This window comes from Edaphobacter sp. (assembly GCF_035763405.1).
Taxonomy (GTDB): domain Bacteria; phylum Acidobacteriota; class Terriglobia; order Terriglobales; family Acidobacteriaceae; genus Edaphobacter.
The window spans coordinates 1-15,694 of sequence record NZ_DASUBE010000059.1 but is presented as its reverse complement, the minus strand read 5'-3'; the positions used below and the strand labels follow the sequence as shown (position 1 = coordinate 15,694).

The 15,694-nt window shown below is 61.3% G+C and carries 13 protein-coding genes and 1 tRNA gene; 5 read left to right on the top strand and 9 right to left on the bottom strand.

The window, feature by feature from the left end; genetic code table 11:
• Positions 1–46: 46 nt before the first annotated feature.
• From VFU66_RS05875 to VFU66_RS05855, 5 genes are read left to right on the top strand one after another with little or no spacing between them, the layout of a single operon-like run.
• A complete protein-coding gene (locus VFU66_RS05875; protein WP_326445307.1) occupies positions 47–751 on the top strand; it encodes an MgtC/SapB family protein in 705 nt (234 codons plus the stop codon).
• Between the two features lie 5 nt (positions 752–756).
• Positions 757–1,560, top strand: coding sequence for a diaminopimelate epimerase (gene dapF, locus VFU66_RS05870; RefSeq protein ID WP_326445306.1), 804 nt, complete (start codon positions 757–759; stop codon positions 1,558–1,560).
• Complete coding sequence (locus VFU66_RS05865; RefSeq protein ID WP_326445305.1) at positions 1,557–2,495, top strand: S66 peptidase family protein; 939 nt, start codon at positions 1,557–1,559, stop codon at positions 2,493–2,495. The genes dapF and VFU66_RS05865 overlap by 4 nt, the downstream gene beginning before the upstream one ends.
• Complete coding sequence (mpl, locus tag VFU66_RS05860; RefSeq protein ID WP_326445304.1) at positions 2,492–3,916, top strand: UDP-N-acetylmuramate:L-alanyl-gamma-D-glutamyl-meso-diaminopimelate ligase; 1,425 nt, start codon at positions 2,492–2,494, stop codon at positions 3,914–3,916. Before VFU66_RS05865 ends, mpl begins: the two co-directional genes overlap by 4 nt.
• A gap of 25 nt (positions 3,917–3,941) precedes the next feature.
• On the top strand, positions 3,942–4,661 hold the full coding sequence (locus VFU66_RS05855) for a lysophospholipid acyltransferase family protein (protein WP_326445303.1): 720 nt from the start codon (positions 3,942–3,944) through the stop codon (positions 4,659–4,661).
• A 13-nt stretch (positions 4,662–4,674) separates the two neighbouring features.
• On the opposite strand, the gene VFU66_RS05850 is transcribed toward VFU66_RS05855, so the two are convergent.
• From VFU66_RS05850 to ppdK, 9 genes are all read right to left on the bottom strand, one after another.
• Entirely contained in the window at positions 4,675–5,301 is a 627-nt protein-coding gene (locus tag VFU66_RS05850; protein WP_326445302.1) for an SPOR domain-containing protein, read from the bottom strand.
• An 18-nt stretch (positions 5,302–5,319) separates the two neighbouring features.
• Positions 5,320–6,105: a slipin family protein gene (locus tag VFU66_RS05845; RefSeq protein ID WP_326445318.1), complete on the bottom strand. Its 786-nt coding sequence runs from the start codon at positions 6,103–6,105 to the stop codon at positions 5,320–5,322.
• Between the two features lie 150 nt (positions 6,106–6,255).
• Complete coding sequence (locus tag VFU66_RS05840; protein WP_326445301.1) at positions 6,256–6,927, bottom strand: outer membrane beta-barrel protein; 672 nt, start codon at positions 6,925–6,927, stop codon at positions 6,256–6,258.
• 73 nt (positions 6,928–7,000) lie between these two features.
• Complete coding sequence (locus tag VFU66_RS05835; protein WP_326445300.1) at positions 7,001–8,356, bottom strand: NfeD family protein; 1,356 nt, start codon at positions 8,354–8,356, stop codon at positions 7,001–7,003.
• Complete coding sequence (locus VFU66_RS05830) at positions 8,353–10,047, bottom strand: tetratricopeptide repeat protein (RefSeq protein WP_326445299.1); 1,695 nt, start codon at positions 10,045–10,047, stop codon at positions 8,353–8,355. The genes VFU66_RS05835 and VFU66_RS05830 overlap by 4 nt, the downstream gene beginning before the upstream one ends.
• 21 nt (positions 10,048–10,068) lie before the next feature.
• Positions 10,069–11,742 carry an ArnT family glycosyltransferase gene (locus tag VFU66_RS05825; protein WP_326445298.1) on the bottom strand — a complete coding sequence of 558 codons (1,674 nt, stop codon included), beginning with the start codon at positions 11,740–11,742 and terminating at the stop codon, positions 10,069–10,071.
• Between the two features lie 18 nt (positions 11,743–11,760).
• Positions 11,761–12,078 carry a DUF3467 domain-containing protein gene (locus VFU66_RS05820; RefSeq protein ID WP_326445297.1) on the bottom strand — a complete coding sequence of 106 codons (318 nt, stop codon included), beginning with the start codon at positions 12,076–12,078 and terminating at the stop codon, positions 11,761–11,763.
• Between the two features lie 70 nt (positions 12,079–12,148).
• Positions 12,149–12,229, bottom strand: a tRNA-Leu gene (locus VFU66_RS05815).
• 1,004 nt (positions 12,230–13,233) lie between these two features.
• Positions 13,234–15,694, bottom strand: a 2,461-nt coding sequence (gene ppdK, locus VFU66_RS05810) for a pyruvate, phosphate dikinase (RefSeq protein WP_326445296.1), incomplete at its 5' end; no start/stop codon positions are given.

The window sequence follows — 15,694 nt, the reverse complement described above, 5'->3', positions numbered from 1 at the left end:
CTTCTCGCATGGAGCGGGCGCGGATGGTGCTACCATCGCTCCCGAGATGCTTATTCCGTCTTCGTTCAACTTCATCCGGATTGACCAGGCGCTGCTTTCGGCCGGGACCATTGCGCGACTGCTGACAGCGTGCCTGTTGGGCGGGCTGATTGGGCTGGAGCGCGAGCTTCGGCACAAGGCTGCGGGGTTGAGGACCAATCTGCTGCTGTGCATGGGCTGCGCGTTTTTCACGATACTTTCGGTCGTGCTTGCGGGCGATAGCAATCCCGACAAGGGGCGTGTCGCCTCGAACATCGTGCAGGGGATTGGGTTTCTTGGAGCGGGCATCATCCTGCATACGCGCGACCGGGTGGTGGGGCTGACGAGCGCGGCGACGGTCTTCGTGACGGCGGCGATTGGCATGGCTTGCGGCGCAGGGCTGTATCTGCAGGCGGCGCTGGCCACGGTGATTACGCTGATTGCACTAACGGTGGTAGGTTATGTCGAAGCATCGAGCGGGTGGAAACGGTATCCGGTGCTGTATGAAGTTCGGGGCGATGACCAGAGGAAGATCCATACGGCGATTCTGAGCGTGCTGGACCGCGCGGGCGAGCGGCTGAACGTCGTTGGAAAAGACCGGGTGGGGGCAGTGGAGCGCGTGACGTTTGCGATTACGGCAAACGAGGCGAAGCATAAGCGCCTGCTCTCCGAACTCAAGGCGAGCGATGTGACCGGCCAGGTCGTCGCGTTTCGAGACGTTGAGGCAGAATAAGAAGAATGGTCCCTTTTGTAAAAGCACACGCCTGCGGCAACGATTTCCTGATTCTTGACGAGCACCTGGCCGGACGGCGACATGCTGAGCTGGCGCGGAAGTTGTGTGCGCGGAACACCAGCATCGGCGCGGACGGCATTGAATTTCTTGAGCGCAGAACGGATGGCACGTTGTTCCTGCGGCTGTTCAACGCGGACGGTAGCGAGGCCGAGCTTTCCGGCAACGGCACACGCTGCGTGGCGGCATGGCTGGCAGCGAGCGAGGGGCTGCGCGACGTGGCGCTGGGCACGCACGGTGGTGTGCGGACGTGTCATGTGGTCAAGGCGGACGATCCGCTCTATCTGATTGAGAGCGAGATGGGCGTGCCGCGCGTGATGCCGCGCACCATTGAGGTGCCCGATGTGGGCAATGTGGCGGGTGCAATGGTGAATGTGGGCAATCCGCACTTCGTCATCTTTGTGGAGACGGAGGATTTTGCCGCGCACGGGCTTCGCTGGCAGGAGCTTGGTGCGCGCATCAGCACCAGTCCGCTGTTTCCGCATGGGACAAACGTGGAGTTTGTGCGGGTGCTCTCGCCCGGGAAGATTGCGTTTCGCATTTATGAGCGCGGGTGCGGGCCGACGACCTCTTCGGGGACTGGGACGTGTGCGTCGTCGGCTGCCGCGATGGCGTTGCGTGGAACAGAGCGAGAGTTGATTGCGGCGGCCGAAGGTGGCGAGCAGCGGACGGTGTGGCCGTCGGCGGATGCGGCGATGTTGCTGACGGGACCGGCCGAGATTATCTGCCGGGGCGAGGCGGCCGGGCTGTGAGTGCATTGGTGAAGCCGCGCGCGCTCAGGCCCGGTGCGACTCTGGCCGTGCTATCGCCGGCAAGCGCGGCGAAACGTGAGCTGGTCGATCGGGGTATCGCGCGCTTGCATGAGCTTGGATATAAAACGGTGACTGGAGCGCACGCGCTTGTGAGTGGCCCGCTTTACTATGCGGGCACGCGCGAAGAGAGAGTTGAAGATATGCATCGCGCGTTTGCCGATCCGGCGATTGATGGAATCATCTGCACACGCGGCGGGTGGGGTTCGGCTGAACTGTTGCCGCTGCTGGATGCGACTCTGGTTCGCGCGAATCCGAAGGCCTTCATCGGGTACAGTGATCACACTTCACTGCATGTCTGGCTGCAAAATGAAGCGCGTCTCGTCACGTACTATGCGCCGATGGTGGCGGCGGACTTTGCGCGTGATGGTGGTGTTGATTTGGCGAGCTGGCGGCATTGTTTCGAGGACGATGCCGCGTGGTCGCTGGGCGCGGCGGAGGGGCTGCGCGTGCTTCGCGCCGGTTGCGCCGAGGGCAGGCTTGCCGGTGGATGTATCTCGATCTTTGTCGAGGCGCTGGGGACGCCGTATGCTCCCGAGATTGCAGAGGACAGCATTCTCTTTCTGGAGGACATCGGCACGAAGCCCTACCAGTGGGACCGGATGCTGCTGCATCTGCGCTATGCGGGCGTGCTTGAGCGTGCGAGTGGGATTGTGTTCGGCGACATGCGGCAGTGTGTGGTCAATGGGGAACAGAATCTGCTGGAGCGGGCGATTCTGCACTCGCTTCGGGACTTCGGCGGGCCGATTGCAATTGGGCTGCGGAGCGGGCATGTGGACGGCGCAAATGTCACCGTGCCTCTAGGTGTGCGCGCGAGGCTCGACCTGACCGATGCGGAGAATCCGCAGTTGCACATTCTGGAAGCGGCGGTGGCATGAACGGTTCAAAACATATTCATCTGATCGGTATCTGCGGTACAGCGATGGCTTCGCTGGCGGGGATGCTGCAGTTCGAGGGGCATCGCGTAACAGGCTCGGATGCGGCGGCGTACCCGCCGATGAGCGATCAGTTGGCGGCGCTGGGGATTGCGGTGGGTCAGCCCTACGCTGAGAAGAACCTTGAACCTCGGCCCGACCTGGTGGTCGTGGGCAATGCCATCTCGCGCGGCAATGTGGAGTTGGAGCGCGTGCTGGATGAGCGGATTCCGTTCTGCTCGATGGCGGCGATTTTGCATGACGAGTTTCTGGCGGGGCGCGAGTCTCTGGTCGTCGCCGGTACGCATGGTAAGACGACGACTACGAGCATGCTGGCGTGGATCTACGAGGTTGCTTCGCGGCGCGACCCGGCGCTGGCGCCGTCATTTCTGATTGGCGGGGTGGCGGAGAACTTCGGCACGAGCTTCAAGGTGCGGACTACGCGGACGTTTGTGCTGGAGGGTGATGAGTACGACACAGCCTTTTTCGATAAGGGGCCGAAGTTTCTGCACTACTTTCCTGATGCCGTGATTCTGACGCACGTCGAGTACGACCATGCCGACATCTACGCCGATCTCGCCGCCGTGAAGACTGCGTTCAAGCGGCTGGTGAATCTTGTGCCGCGGCGTGGGCGCATTGTGGCATTTGACGCGAGCGGGAATGTGAGCGAGTGCCTGGAGCGAGCGTTCTGTCCGGTGGAGCGGTATGGATTTGCCGCAGGCTCGCATTGGCGCATCATGAATATGCGTCACGAGGGTGCGGTGACGCGGTGGACGCTGACGCGCGGCAGTGAGGATTTTGCCGAACTGACCTTGCCGATGGCAGGTGAGCATAATGCGCTGAACGCGACGGCTGCGGCGGCGATGGCTGCCGGTCAGGGTGTTCCGGTTACGGCGATTGTCGAGGCGCTGGCGACGTTCCAGAGCGTGAAGCGCCGGCTGGAGGTGCGGGCCGTCGTGCAAGGCGTGACCATCATCGACGACTTCGCGCATCATCCAACTGCGGTGCGCGAGACACTGCGCGCGCTGCGTGGCGCGTATCCGGGGCAGAGGCTGATTGCGGTGCTTGAGCCGCGTTCCAATACGCTGCGGCGAAACGTCTTTGAGGCCGATCTGGTAGAAAGCCTGGCGCTGGCTGATCGCGTGGTGCTGGCGGCGGTGTTCAAGTCGGAGAGTATTCCTCTGAACGAACGACTGGAGCCGGAGCATGTTGTAGCTGCTCTGAATGCACGCGGCGTGCCTGCTGCTGTGCTGGCCGATGCGGATGCGATTGTGACTTCGCTTGCTCCTCGGCTTCGAGAGGGCGACGTTGTTGCGATACTTTCCAATGGCGGCTTTGGGAACATCTACGAGAAGCTGCCGCGCGCGATCTCTGCTGCACGTTGAACCCGTACTGTATTCTCGAAAACGTATGTTTGCATCGCTGAAATTGCTGTTTGTCTATATCACGCTGGGCTCTGTTGCGGGCATCATCGGCATTCCATATTCGTTTTTGAAGCGAGACATCACGCAGCTCTATTGGGTGGCGATGTGGATTGTGAAGACGGGCGTGCGCGCGGCGGGGATTCACGTTCAGGTAGAGGGTATCGAGAATATTCCGGCAGAGCGAAGCTGCATCTTTATGTGCAACCACGTTTCGAACCTGGACCCGCCGGTGGTGCTGCCTGTGTTGCCGAGACGATGCTCGGTGCTGCTGAAGAAAGAGCTGATGAGCATTCCGATTCTGGGTACGGCGATGAGGATGGGGCAGTTTGTGCCGGTGGAGCGCGGCGGCAAGCGCGATGCCGCGCAGGCCAGCGTGAAGGCTGCCGGTGAGGCGTTGCGGTCCGGATTGAGCCTCATGGTCTTCCCGGAGGGGACGCGCTCGCGCAACGGACGGCTCTCAATGTTCAAGAAGGGGCCGTTTTTTCTGGCGCAGCAAACCGGGGCGCCGATTGTGCCGATCGCGCTCTCGGGCACCGAATCGATGATGCGCAAGGGAAGTGTGGGGATTACGCCCGGCGTGGCGCGAGTGCGGTTTCTGCCCGTGATCGAGCCCGCGCAGTTCGCCAGCCGCGAGGAGACGCTGCGCGTGGTGCGGACGGCGATTGCCGAGGCGCTCCCGGAAGAGATGCGGCCGATGGAAGATTAGCCGCGTGGTGCTGCTATTTCACGATAGGGCTGTAGCCGTCGGTGATGAGGCGCTGGCGCATCACGTCGGCGTCCTTCTTGGTGGCGAAGGGGCCTAGCTGGACGTGGAGGAGCTTGTCCTGCGGAGATTGGCGGATGGCTCCGGTGTAGCCGCGCTTTTTGAGTGCAGTGAGGAGGATGTCGGCGTCCTGTTGGTGCGAGACAGCGGCGACCTGGACAACGATGGATTGCGGCGTGATGGGCGCAGAGGGTGTGGCGGTCGTGGGCGGCAGCGGGTGGACGAGCGCAACGGTCCGAACGGCAGGCTGGGGCTGCGCAGGCTGCTGGTCCGGCTGACTTGGGGCCGTGGTCGTTGCCGTATCGGGCTGATCTTCGCCGGTTGCTGCGGCTGCCGGAGTTGGTTCAGCCGTGGCAGCCGAGGATTTCTGGACGGTGGATTCACTGGAGTCAGGCGCGGCAACGCTGTTTGCGCCTGCAATGACGGGCGTTGACTTGCGGCCCATGCTGTAGCCGAAGCCGAAGCAGACGGCGCAGACGAGTACAAGCGCGAAGAAGATGCCGAGTATGGTGGTTGCGCCGAGGGAGATTTCGCGGTCGTCCTCGCGCTCGTCGTCGCGGTCGTTGTTATAACGGCTGTTCACGATGGTCCTTCTTTGGGGCTAAACCTTGTTTTCAGCCGACTGCGACGTGCCTGCATGGTCGACCAAAGACTTATTTAACAGGTTCATCAGCTCCATAGGAAGGGGAAAGACGATGGTCGTATTCTTTTCGACACCTATCTCGGTAAGTGTCTGGAGATAGCGGAGTTGCAGGGTCATGGGCTGAGTGGCCATGGCCTGGGCGGCATCTACCAGCTTGGCGGCGGCGTTGTACTCGCCTTCCGCGTGAATGACTTTGGCGCGCTTCTCGCGTTCGGCTTCGGCCTGTTTGGCCATGGCGCGAAGCATGGATTCGGGCAGATCGACCTGCTTGACCTCGACGGAGACGACTTTGACGCCGAAGGGCGAGGTGTGGCCGTCGATGATGGTCTGGATGCGGGAGTTGAGCTGGTCGCGGTGCGAGAGGAGCTGGTCAAGCTCGACTTCGCCGAGCACGGAGCGGAGCGTGGTCTGGGAGAACTGCGAGGTCTGGTAGATATAGTTGGCCACCTCGATGACGGCGCGCGTGGGATCGACGACACGCAGGGTGATGACGGCGTTGACCTTGAGCGTGACGTTGTCGCGCGTGATGATGTCCTGAGGCGGGACCTCCATCGCCTCCTGCCGCAGGCTGACGCGGACGATCTGGTCGAGCGGGCGGAAGACCAGGATGACTCCGGGGCCCTTGGCTGCCTGCACGCGGCCCAGACGGAAGATGACGCCACGCTCGTACTCTTTGAGGATGTTGATGGAGTTGAGCAGGTAGAGCACGATGATGGCGATGGCGAGCAACGCAGGGATTGACATGGTCTGGGCCTCGGCGGGAGAGTGTTTTGTCCGCGTGATGATTGTAACTTGACCGTTCTTCAAGCTACGTCCCCACCCTTCGCAAAAGCGCGAAGGAGGGGCACCCGCGGAATCGTCTTCTTGTCGAGGAGGATGGCGGCTGCGGATGGCTCAGAAGCGGATGAAGAAACCGATGCCGGGCTCGAAGGTGCTGGTATGCTGCTCGATTTTGAGATAGTTTGCGCCGTAGTCCGGGGCCTTGAAGAATGCCTGGCGGAACTGGGCCCGGAGGCCGAAGTGGGGTGAGCCCAAGGTGGTCTCTGCGCCGATGGAGTAGTAGTAGGTGGCGCGGGCCTGGGTCAAAAGTCCCTGTCCGCCGGCGGTGGTGGGGCGGAAGGCAGTCGAGCCTGCGCCAACCGCCACGAACGGGTTAACGCCGAACAACTGCGGCGTGTGGACGACGTAACCGAGGGTGAATTCCTTGGCATTGTTCTGCACGCCGCCGATGGTCGAGAATTTCTGAGTATACCGGGAGTAGCCGTAATTGAACTCGAGACCGAACAGGGGCTTGGCGACGTAGCGCACCGTGACGAGCGCGCCCAGCGTATTGCCCGGATTGATCGTCAGGGTTCCGCCGGGCTGCGTGCTGTTCTGGATGGTCCCTGACGACGATTTGTTGAAGATGCCGACGCCGCTGACCGCGACGTCAACACGGTCTAACTGGGCCTGGAGCGCGGTGGGGATGGTGGGTGATTGGTCCTGAGCTGAGGCCCCCACCGACATTACTGCGAGCAGGAAGAGCAGAAGGGTGCAGGCACACGACAGGCGAGACGGATTCAGCATCAAGACAAAGACTCCCTTATAAGCGAAAACAGTGCGTCTCCAGTTTACTCTGGGCGGACGTTCGGCGGGGTGGTCAGGCGCGGCTGGCCGGTTCGACGATGAGGGTGAGGCCCTCGACGGCCTTGACGACGACGGCGGAGCCGGAGGGCACGGCGGACTCGCCGTAGAGCGTGGCCTGCCAGATTTCGCCACGGATCTCGACCTGGCCGGTAGGGTCCAGGCCGGTGCGCGCGATGGCTGTTGCCCCGATCATGGCCTTGGGTCCCATGAGGTTCTTGTTTCGGTAGGCCTTGAGCGCAACCCAGGCCAGGCCAAAGGAGATGGCTCCGAAGCCGAGACCGGCCCCAAGCGCCGTCCCTATATGGACACGCATCTGCGGGATGGGCCCATCGACCAGAGTGGCGAGGCCGAAGACCAGCGCGATGGTTCCGGTCAGGGCGAGGATGCCGTGGCTGGCAAACTTGGTTTCGAGCACCATCAGGACCAGAGCGGCAATCAGCAGCGCGACGGCGGTGTGGCGGACAGGCAACAGGTCGAGGCCGAAGAGCCCCAGCAGAACGAAAAGCGTACCGAGTGTGCCGGGCACGATGGTGCCGGGCACGTTGAATTCGAGATAGATCAGCAGCCCGCCTACGACGAGCAGCAGGACGGCAAGGTTGGGATTGGTCAGACGCGAGAGCAGCCGCTCGCGGACGGATGGCTCAAGCGTGACGATGGCGGCATTGCGAGTGTGCAGGATCTCGGTATTGCCGTTGAAGCGGCGGATGGCGCGGCCATCGAGTGCGTTGAGCAGGGACTGGTCATCGTTTGAGATGAGGTCGATGAGGTGGAGTTGGAGCGCCTCGGTGTCGCTGTAGGACTTCGAGTTGCGGACTGCGTCCTCGGCGGCGGCAACGTTGCGGCCACGCCGCTCGGTGTAGGAGCGCAGAAAGGCCGCGGCGTCGTTTTCAATCTTCTGCTTGAGGATAGGGCCCATCTTCTCGCCTTCGACGATAGGATGCGCCGCACCGGCGTTGGTGCCGGGAGCCATGGCGGCCACGTCGGCGGATTCGAGGATGAAGAATCCCGCGGACCCGGCGCGGCTGCCGGGGGGCGAGATATAGATGATGACCGGAACGGGAGAGTTCTCGATGTCCTCGACCATGGTGCGGGTGGAGTCGAGCAGACCGCCGGGGGTGCCGAGCGAGAGGATGACGGCGCGGGCGTGGCGGCGGGCGGCCTCCTGGAGGCCGCGTTCGAGATAACCTGCCGTGATGGGCTGGATGGTGTCGTGGATCGTGAGCTTGATGACGATGCCGTTGTCAGGCGCGGCGGCGGAGAGAGTCGTGGTGTGCAGGCACAGGAGAGCCAGGCACAGCAGAAGGCCCCACCTGAGCGGCGAGAATGCCGCCGCGAAGATGGGATAGCCAGTGCTGGCGTGGCGCTTCACGGCAGGCTCTTTCCGCGCGACCCAAGCGCCTGCTTCATGCCGAGCGCGGCAGAGTTGTGAGGGTCTAGTTTGAGCGCGTTGTTGATGTCGGATGCTGCGGCGTCAAACTGGTTGGCCTGGAACTCGATGCGGGCGAGTACAAGATAGGCGTCAGGGTTGGGCTGAAGCTTGAGCGATGCCTCGGCCTCGGCGCGGGCAGCGTTTGGATCGCCGCTGCGTTGGCGGACCTGCGCGAGCCCGGCGTGCGCCTCGGCGCTGGAGGGATTGGCGGTCAGCGCGGCCTGAAACTGCTGCTCGGCCTCGGGAATGAGGCCCTGCCCCAGATATTCGCGGCCAACCTGGGAGTATTGGACGGCCTGCTGGTCCTTGGGAAGTGTGGCCATGCGCAGCGCGCGCATCTGGTCGATCTCGAAGGCGGCCTGACGAAAGCTGGCCTCCGACCAGGTGCGACGGATGCGCTCAAGCGGGTCGAACGTGCCGGTGTCCGCAGTGTCCGGAGTGGCAGAGGCTGCGGTTGCAGTGGGTTTGCGTCCGGCGGCGATCGAGGTCTTGAGCTGGGCGGCCTCTGCGTCGGAGGGGCGGAGCTTGAGCGTCTGGTCTACCTCGCGCGTGGCTCCGGCAAAGTCGCCCTGGCGAAGGAGGGAGACGGCGAGGTTGTAATGGTAGTCGGGGTCGTTGGGGTCGGCGGCCGAGGCGCGGCGAAAGAGCGGAACGGCGTTGTGGCCCTGGCGCGCGGCGGAGACACCTTGATTATTGACGACTTCAGGCAGCGGCAGGCGGCTGGCGACAAAGTTGAAGGCGGCCTCGGCTTCGGCGTACTTGCCGGAGTTGAAGCGGGCGAGGCCGAGGTAAAAGTTGGCCTCAAGGACGCGGCGGCTGGAGCGCGGCACCTTGGCCAGCGTGGCGGCGGCGCTGTCGAAGTCGCGGTTGGCGTATTGGGCTTTGCCCAGCGCGAAGAGCGCCGCGCTGTAGTTGGGCGCAAGCTGCACGGCGGCCTGGAGGCGTTTGACGCGCTCGTCGGGCGTAGCTGCGCCGATACCTCGGATGTAGTCCTCAAACGCGCTGAGCGATACGCCGCCCGAGGCTGAGAGGAATGTCTGTTCGGCGATGTTGAGGCTGGGCAGAATCTGCCGCGCGACCTTCCAGGCGATGGCGTTTTCAACGTCGAAGAGGCGGGTCAGCTCGCTGGAGTCGGCAAGCGGCGCGGACATCTGGAGTTTGTTGATGTCGAGCACCTGCGCCTGCACGGCGATGCGGCCATTGTTGACGGTGAAGTTGCCGATGATGACGTAGTTGGCGTCGAGCGTGCGCGCGATCTGAATCGTGGTAGCGCGGGTAGGGCGAAAGTTGACGGGTAGGCCGAGGTGGTCGAGCGCGTACTGGAAGTCGTCGTGGCTGATGGCGAGAAAGCCGGCGGAGTTAAGGCGCTGGTTGAGAGTATCGGGAAAGGAGTCGCTGATCCAGTTCAGCGCCGTCTGGCCGGAGCGATTGTCGAAGGGCATTACCAGCACGAGGCGGCCGCTGTTCTCGACGGCTTCGGCGCTCGGCGCGGTCTGCGCGCGCGCTGGGATGCCGGTTACAAAGAGCGCGGCGAGAAGCCAGAGATGCTTGACGAGACGGCGGAGTGGAGTGGGGCTCGGCACAGCATCAGTATATAGAGCGCGTTGAGCGAGGTCTGCTGAGCGACGCAAAAAGCAGATTCCTCCGCTGCGCTACGGAATGGAAATGCCGGGGGAGTTGCGGGATGGAAATGCAAGAGGGGCTGCGGACGGTGTTGATTGACCCGTTAGCGGTATTTCGAGCGATGCATTGACCGAGCGCGGAAAGCGGAGAACCGCTGCCCACTCCAGTTTGCGATGCGCCTGCCAGACGACTTCGCCGTGCAGCAGGGCCGCAACTTCTGCGGGGTGCAGGTCGTGGTGGAAGTCGAAGTACTTCGTGTCAGAGGTGCGATTGTGGCGGCTGAGATCGAGGCGGCTGGGGGGCGGCTCGATCTTGGTGGAGAAGATGAGCGCGGTGTCGAAGGCTCCAGGGTCGGCGGCGGCCTTCTCGATCTGGTCGAACGAAAAGTTTTCGATTGCGGTGGTTTCGATTGAGCGACGCGTATAGCCGAGTTCGGGGCGGGCCAACTCAGCTGTAGCGGGCCAGGCGGTGAGCACGGTGGCCTGCGGGTAGTGGTGCTCGATGAAGCTGACGGCCTCAACATGCAGCACAATCATGTCGCGGTAGGTGAGGTTGTCCTCGGGGGCGAAGGCGTAGGGAGGGTTGATCCAGATGCCCGCAAGAAACGCAGCGGCGCTGAGTGCGGCGATGAGCCACCATCGGCGCAGATGCCGCTGCCACGCTGCCACGCAGAGCAGAAGGACCAGCGGATACATCGGCAGCAGGTAGCGGGTAAGCAGCGCGCCTCCCAGAACCGAGAAGGCGACCCAGTTGGCGACGAGGATGACTGTAATGGCCTGAAGCGTGGTTCGGGAGATGCGCGTGGGCGCGTCAGCTCTGATCGGCGTCAGCAGCGCAGCCGCCCCGCACACGACAGGCACGTACAGATTCATGTGCGTAGTCAGGTGCAGCAGGCGGTGCCACAGGCAGAGCACAATGCGGTACGGAGCGAGATTGGCTGTGGCGTTGTAGCGCAGAAACTCAGGATTGCCGAAGACGAATCCGGTGCAGTGGAAGTGGTACGCATACCATGCGGCGAGCGGAAGGATGGGAACGAGCAGTGCGATGATCCAGCCAGGATGCTCGCGGCGTAGCGCCGGGTCGCGCCGGTCGCGGATGAACTGCGCAGCCTCCCAGGCAGCAAGCGCCACGGGAGTGACAATGGCGGTTTCTTTTGAGAGCGCGGCGAATGAGAACAAAGCCGCGACTCGAATCCGATTGTTGGTGATGCTCTCCGGTGCGGGTTCGAGATAGAACGCGAAGGCCCAGAGCGTAAAGGCTGCGGCGAAGATGTCCGCGTGCGCGAGCGTACTCTGCGCATACCAGATGGGATAGACCGCCGTCAGCACAGTGACGCTGGCCGCCGCCGGCGTCGTCGTGAGCGAGCGTGCCAGCCGGTAGACTCCCAGCAGCGCAGCCGCGCTGATGATGCAGACCAGCGTGCGCGTGCCGCTGGGGACGAACCCCGAGAGGTGCCACCACGAGGCCAGCAGAATCGAGGGCAGCGGCGGGTGCGCGTTGGTGAGCGTGGTCTGGGGGATCAGCGAGCCGGTGCGGTAGAAGTCCCACGCGGCGGGAATGTAGTAGCCCGCCTCGTCCCAGAAGTAGGGAAGGCGCAGCAGTGTGAGATGCGAGAGATAGACCGCCGCGAAGAAGAGCGGGTAGAGCGTCCAGAGCGGAATATCGCTGAGGTTTTTCTTGCCGAATGCTCGCAGTGGTCGCACGCTCTCAGTAGGCCGGGTCTAGTGGACGGGGCCGCCGGGTTGGGGGAGTTGCTGCTCCAGCGTGAGCGTGCCGAAGGCCTGCTCGTACTGGGCCAGATTGTGGCCGAGCACGTTCCACAGTGCCTTGGCCTGCTGCGGGCTCAGGTAGATGCCCTGGAAGTTGTGGACGTTCAGCTCCTGCGGAGTCTCCTGCGACATGGTGCCGAAGACGAGGAAGAAGTCCCAGACGCTCATGCGCACCTGCACGCTGTTGGCGTAGCCTTCGCGGTAGTCTTCGGTCGCGGTGACGTTGAGGGTAGGCTGGCCGGGGTTGGATGGCGGGTTCGACTGACTCATCGGTGTCTTCCTGGCGCCTGGAGCGAGATGTCCTCCAGTTACCCATAGTTTCTGTAAAACGTTGAAATTCTGGTGCGAAAGGGGGGACTTGAACCCCCACGGATTGCTCCGCCAGATCCTAAGTCTGGTGCGTTGAAGTCCGATCTATCGCGATTTCAATGACGTGAAGTACTTTAAAATCGCCAGTGGCAGTTTTGATGGCATTTCGATTTGCGCGTAGAACGAGATTGAATTCGCCACTTCGGCAGCCATTCCTCCATCTTCCACGGCTCTATTCTATACGCAACCACGATTCCTATCTGCATTCGCTACTGCCTTCGTTGCTGTACGCGAGCAGCCAATGTAAATCCGATCGACTTCCTCCGAACTGAGTAGGCGAGCGAAGGAAGTCGGACTCAGTCGCTGCCCACCAGAAGTTATACGAAATCACTTGTGCGCTGCTTGACGTGATGCTGAATAAGTGACTCGTCCCGTTAGCGCCAAATGCAATCCGTATCAGAAAGCATCCAGTCGCCTCGGATGGGGTTGACGTGCTGGTGGCGTCACCCGATCCTATCAACGGGGTGACGAATCGAAGAGAATCTTGACTGGAGTAGCGATCAGGAAAAATTTTAAATATCGCTGATGTGGTGCCAACTCCTAATAAAGCTACGATACCTTGAAGTCCTTCTTATCGAGGATAGACAGAAACATCAGGACATATTCGATGATCATGTTTCGGCGAATGCTCGCATACTCTCTGCGCGACTGTGGGGTATATCGCTTCCTCGCTCACGAGCGTGTAAAGCAAGGCTACGAACGCTTCCTCCGTCTGAGACAGAATGCCATTTGTCCGGAGATGTGTCGTAGCCTTATCCCCATCTCTGGGGCGGTGCAGGATCGTTGATCGACAGCGCGATGGGGATGCAAGCCTGTATGTGAAGCTGTTCGAGAAAGTTACGCAGGTGACCGAGACAGGTATTTAGCTCGAAACCATCTGATTCGCCCCGATAGTTCTGCCCCGTGACATTGAGCGATTGCCTCATGTCATCTGTAAAACCCAACCGCTCTAAATAGCTTAATAATCTGTTCAGAATCTTGCTGCAGCTTCTCCTCGAACATGCCGTTACCGTTCACCGTTAGGTCGGCCTTGGCATGGTCCTGATCCCGATTCACCTAGGTGCGAGCGATTTGAGATCTCGCCGCGGCCAGTTGTGCAACCGGGATACGGAACGGCGAGCAGGAGACATAATCGAGCCCTAAATCCTTGAAGAATTGGACGGACTCAGGATCGCCTCCATGTTCACCGCACACGCCGATCTTGATCTTCGGATTCACCGCGCGTGCGCTGTTGACCGCTAACTCCATAAGATAGCCCACGCCCTCGCGGTCGATCGTGATGAACGGATCGGTTTTCAGAATGCCTTGTTGCAGATAACTATCTAGGTACGATCGCGCGTCGTCCCGCGAGAAACCGTAAGTCATTTGAGTGAGATCGTTCGTCCCGAACGACAGGAAGCTAACGTGCTTTGCAATGCGGCCGGCACAGACCGCCGCACGCGGCAACTCGATCATCGCTCCGACCTGGTACCGAACCTTCTGCCCCTGAGCTGAGAAGACCTCCGACGCGGTCGTATGAATTTTTTCCGCCAGCGCTTTCATTTCCTCTTCGGAGGCAACCAGCGGAACCATGATCTCGGGCGCTGGGTCGAGGCCTTCTGCAGAGACCGCCAGCACAGCCTGAAGGATTGCCTTCACCTGCATTTCGAGGATTTCGGGATAGCTCAAACTGAGACGGCATCCCCGATGCCCCATCATGGGATTTGCCTCTTTCAGCGTTTCTATTCGTCCGCGAATAGCCTCCATTTCGGTCGCAAGACCCCAGTCTTCATCGCGCCGGGCTGCCGCGATCTCCGCATTCACCTCAGCCACCGAGGGCAGGAACTCGTGCAGCGGCGGATCAAGCAGCCGGATCGTTACCGGCAATGGCGACATTGTGCGGAACAATTCCTCGAAGTCATGCTGCTGCATGGGCAGCAGGAGACTGAGCGCGCGCACGCGTTCCTCCGCGGTTGTCGCCATAATCATTGCTCTGATATGGCTCAGTCGGTCTGCGGCAAAGAACATGTGCTCTGTGCGACATAGGCCGATACCTGCGGCGCGAGCAGCCCTCCCAGCCTCGGCATCCTGCGGAGTGTCTGCATTCGCACGTACAAGACACGCGCCGCTTTCCGTCGCCCACTTCAACAACGTATCCAGGTGCGGATTATCAGGTTTACCCGACATGACCGGCAGCTTGCCCTCGAAGACCCTGCCAGTGCTGCCTTCCAGAGAGAGCCAGTCCCCTGGCTTTAAGATCTTATTACCGATCTGAACGATCTTCTTATCTTCATCCACAAGAATGTCTTTTGCGCCGGTAATGCAGCACTTGCCCATCCCCCGCGCGACTACAGCCGCATGGCTTGTTGCTCCTCCGCGCGCGGTCAGGAAACCCGCCGCAACGGCCATTCCGTGAATGTCGTCCGCCGTGGTTTCCTGTGTCACCAACACCACCTTTTCGCCGCGGGAAGCCATCTCCACTGCATCATCTGCCGATAAGGCAATCCGGCCCGCTGCTGCCCCGGGAGATGCGGCTAGGCCCTGTGTCAGCGGCTCGCGATCATGATCCGATAGGTCCAGGCGCGAAGAAAGCATCTCAGTGATGCTATTCGGGTCCACTCTTTCCAGCGCTTCGCGCTTTGTAATCATGCCTTCTGACGCCATCTCTACTGTAGTTCGAACAGCAGCCAGTGCCGCGCGCTTGGCTGTTCGCGTCTGCAACAGAAAGAGCTTCCCACTTTCCACCGTGAATTCAAAATCCTGCACTTCCCGGTAATGGTTCTCCAGCCGGGAGACAACGGCCAGTAGTTCGCGGTAGATATCCGGCATTGCATTTGCGAGATGCTCAAGTGGTATTGGTGTCCTGGTACCGGCGACGATGTCTTCACCTTGTGCGTTCAGAAGGAACTCTCCGAAAAGCTCGCGTGCTCCGGTGGAAGGGTTGCGCGTAAAGCCGACGCCCGTGCCGCTGCCTTCTCCGCGATTGCCGAAGACCATTGCTTGCACCGTGACCGCTGTCCCCAGTTTCTCGGAAATCCCGTTTAGCTTGCGATAGCATTTTGCCCGTTCGTTCCCCCAGGACCGGAACACCGCATTCACCGCCATCTCAAGCTGCTTGCGCGGATCTTGCGGAAATGGACCATCGGTATGGTCCAATACGATGTGGTCGTACAGGCTGATTAACTCTCTCAGCGCATCCTGAGACAGTTCCGAGTCATTTTCGACGCTGTGTGCGCTCTTCACAGCGTGAAGTGCCCGGTCGAACTCCTGTTTTGGCAGGTTCAGAACGATTGTTCCGAACATCTGAATGAGGCGCCGATATGAATCAAGCGCAAAACACATCGAGCCGCTCTTCTCAGCAAGTCCAGCGACACTGCGATCATTCAGGCCCACGTTCAGTACGGTGTCCATCATGCCCGGCATGGAAACAGGTGAACCCGACCGCACGCTCACCAGCAGCGGATTCGAGGGATCGTTCATCCTCCGCTCTGTCGTGCTTTCCAGCCATCCCACTCCGGAGTTGATTTCGGCTTGTAAG

What these genes read in the sequence shown, in the direction of transcription:
- VFU66_RS05875 (WP_326445307.1), top strand. Translation starts at nt 47, where the DNA reads ATGCTTATTCCGTCTTCGTTCAACTTCATCCGGATTGACCAGGCGCTG.
- VFU66_RS05820 (WP_326445297.1), bottom strand. Translation starts at nt 12,078, where the DNA reads ATGAGTCAGTCGAACCCGCCATCCAACCCCGGCCAGCCTACCCTCAAC.
- VFU66_RS05840 (WP_326445301.1), bottom strand. Translation starts at nt 6,927, where the DNA reads ATGCTGAATCCGTCTCGCCTGTCGTGTGCCTGCACCCTTCTGCTCTTC.
- mpl (WP_326445304.1), top strand. Translation starts at nt 2,492, where the DNA reads ATGAACGGTTCAAAACATATTCATCTGATCGGTATCTGCGGTACAGCG.
- VFU66_RS05855 (WP_326445303.1), top strand. Translation starts at nt 3,942, where the DNA reads ATGTTTGCATCGCTGAAATTGCTGTTTGTCTATATCACGCTGGGCTCT.
- VFU66_RS05845 (WP_326445318.1), bottom strand. Translation starts at nt 6,105, where the DNA reads ATGTCAATCCCTGCGTTGCTCGCCATCGCCATCATCGTGCTCTACCTG.
- dapF (WP_326445306.1), top strand. Translation starts at nt 757, where the DNA reads ATGGTCCCTTTTGTAAAAGCACACGCCTGCGGCAACGATTTCCTGATT.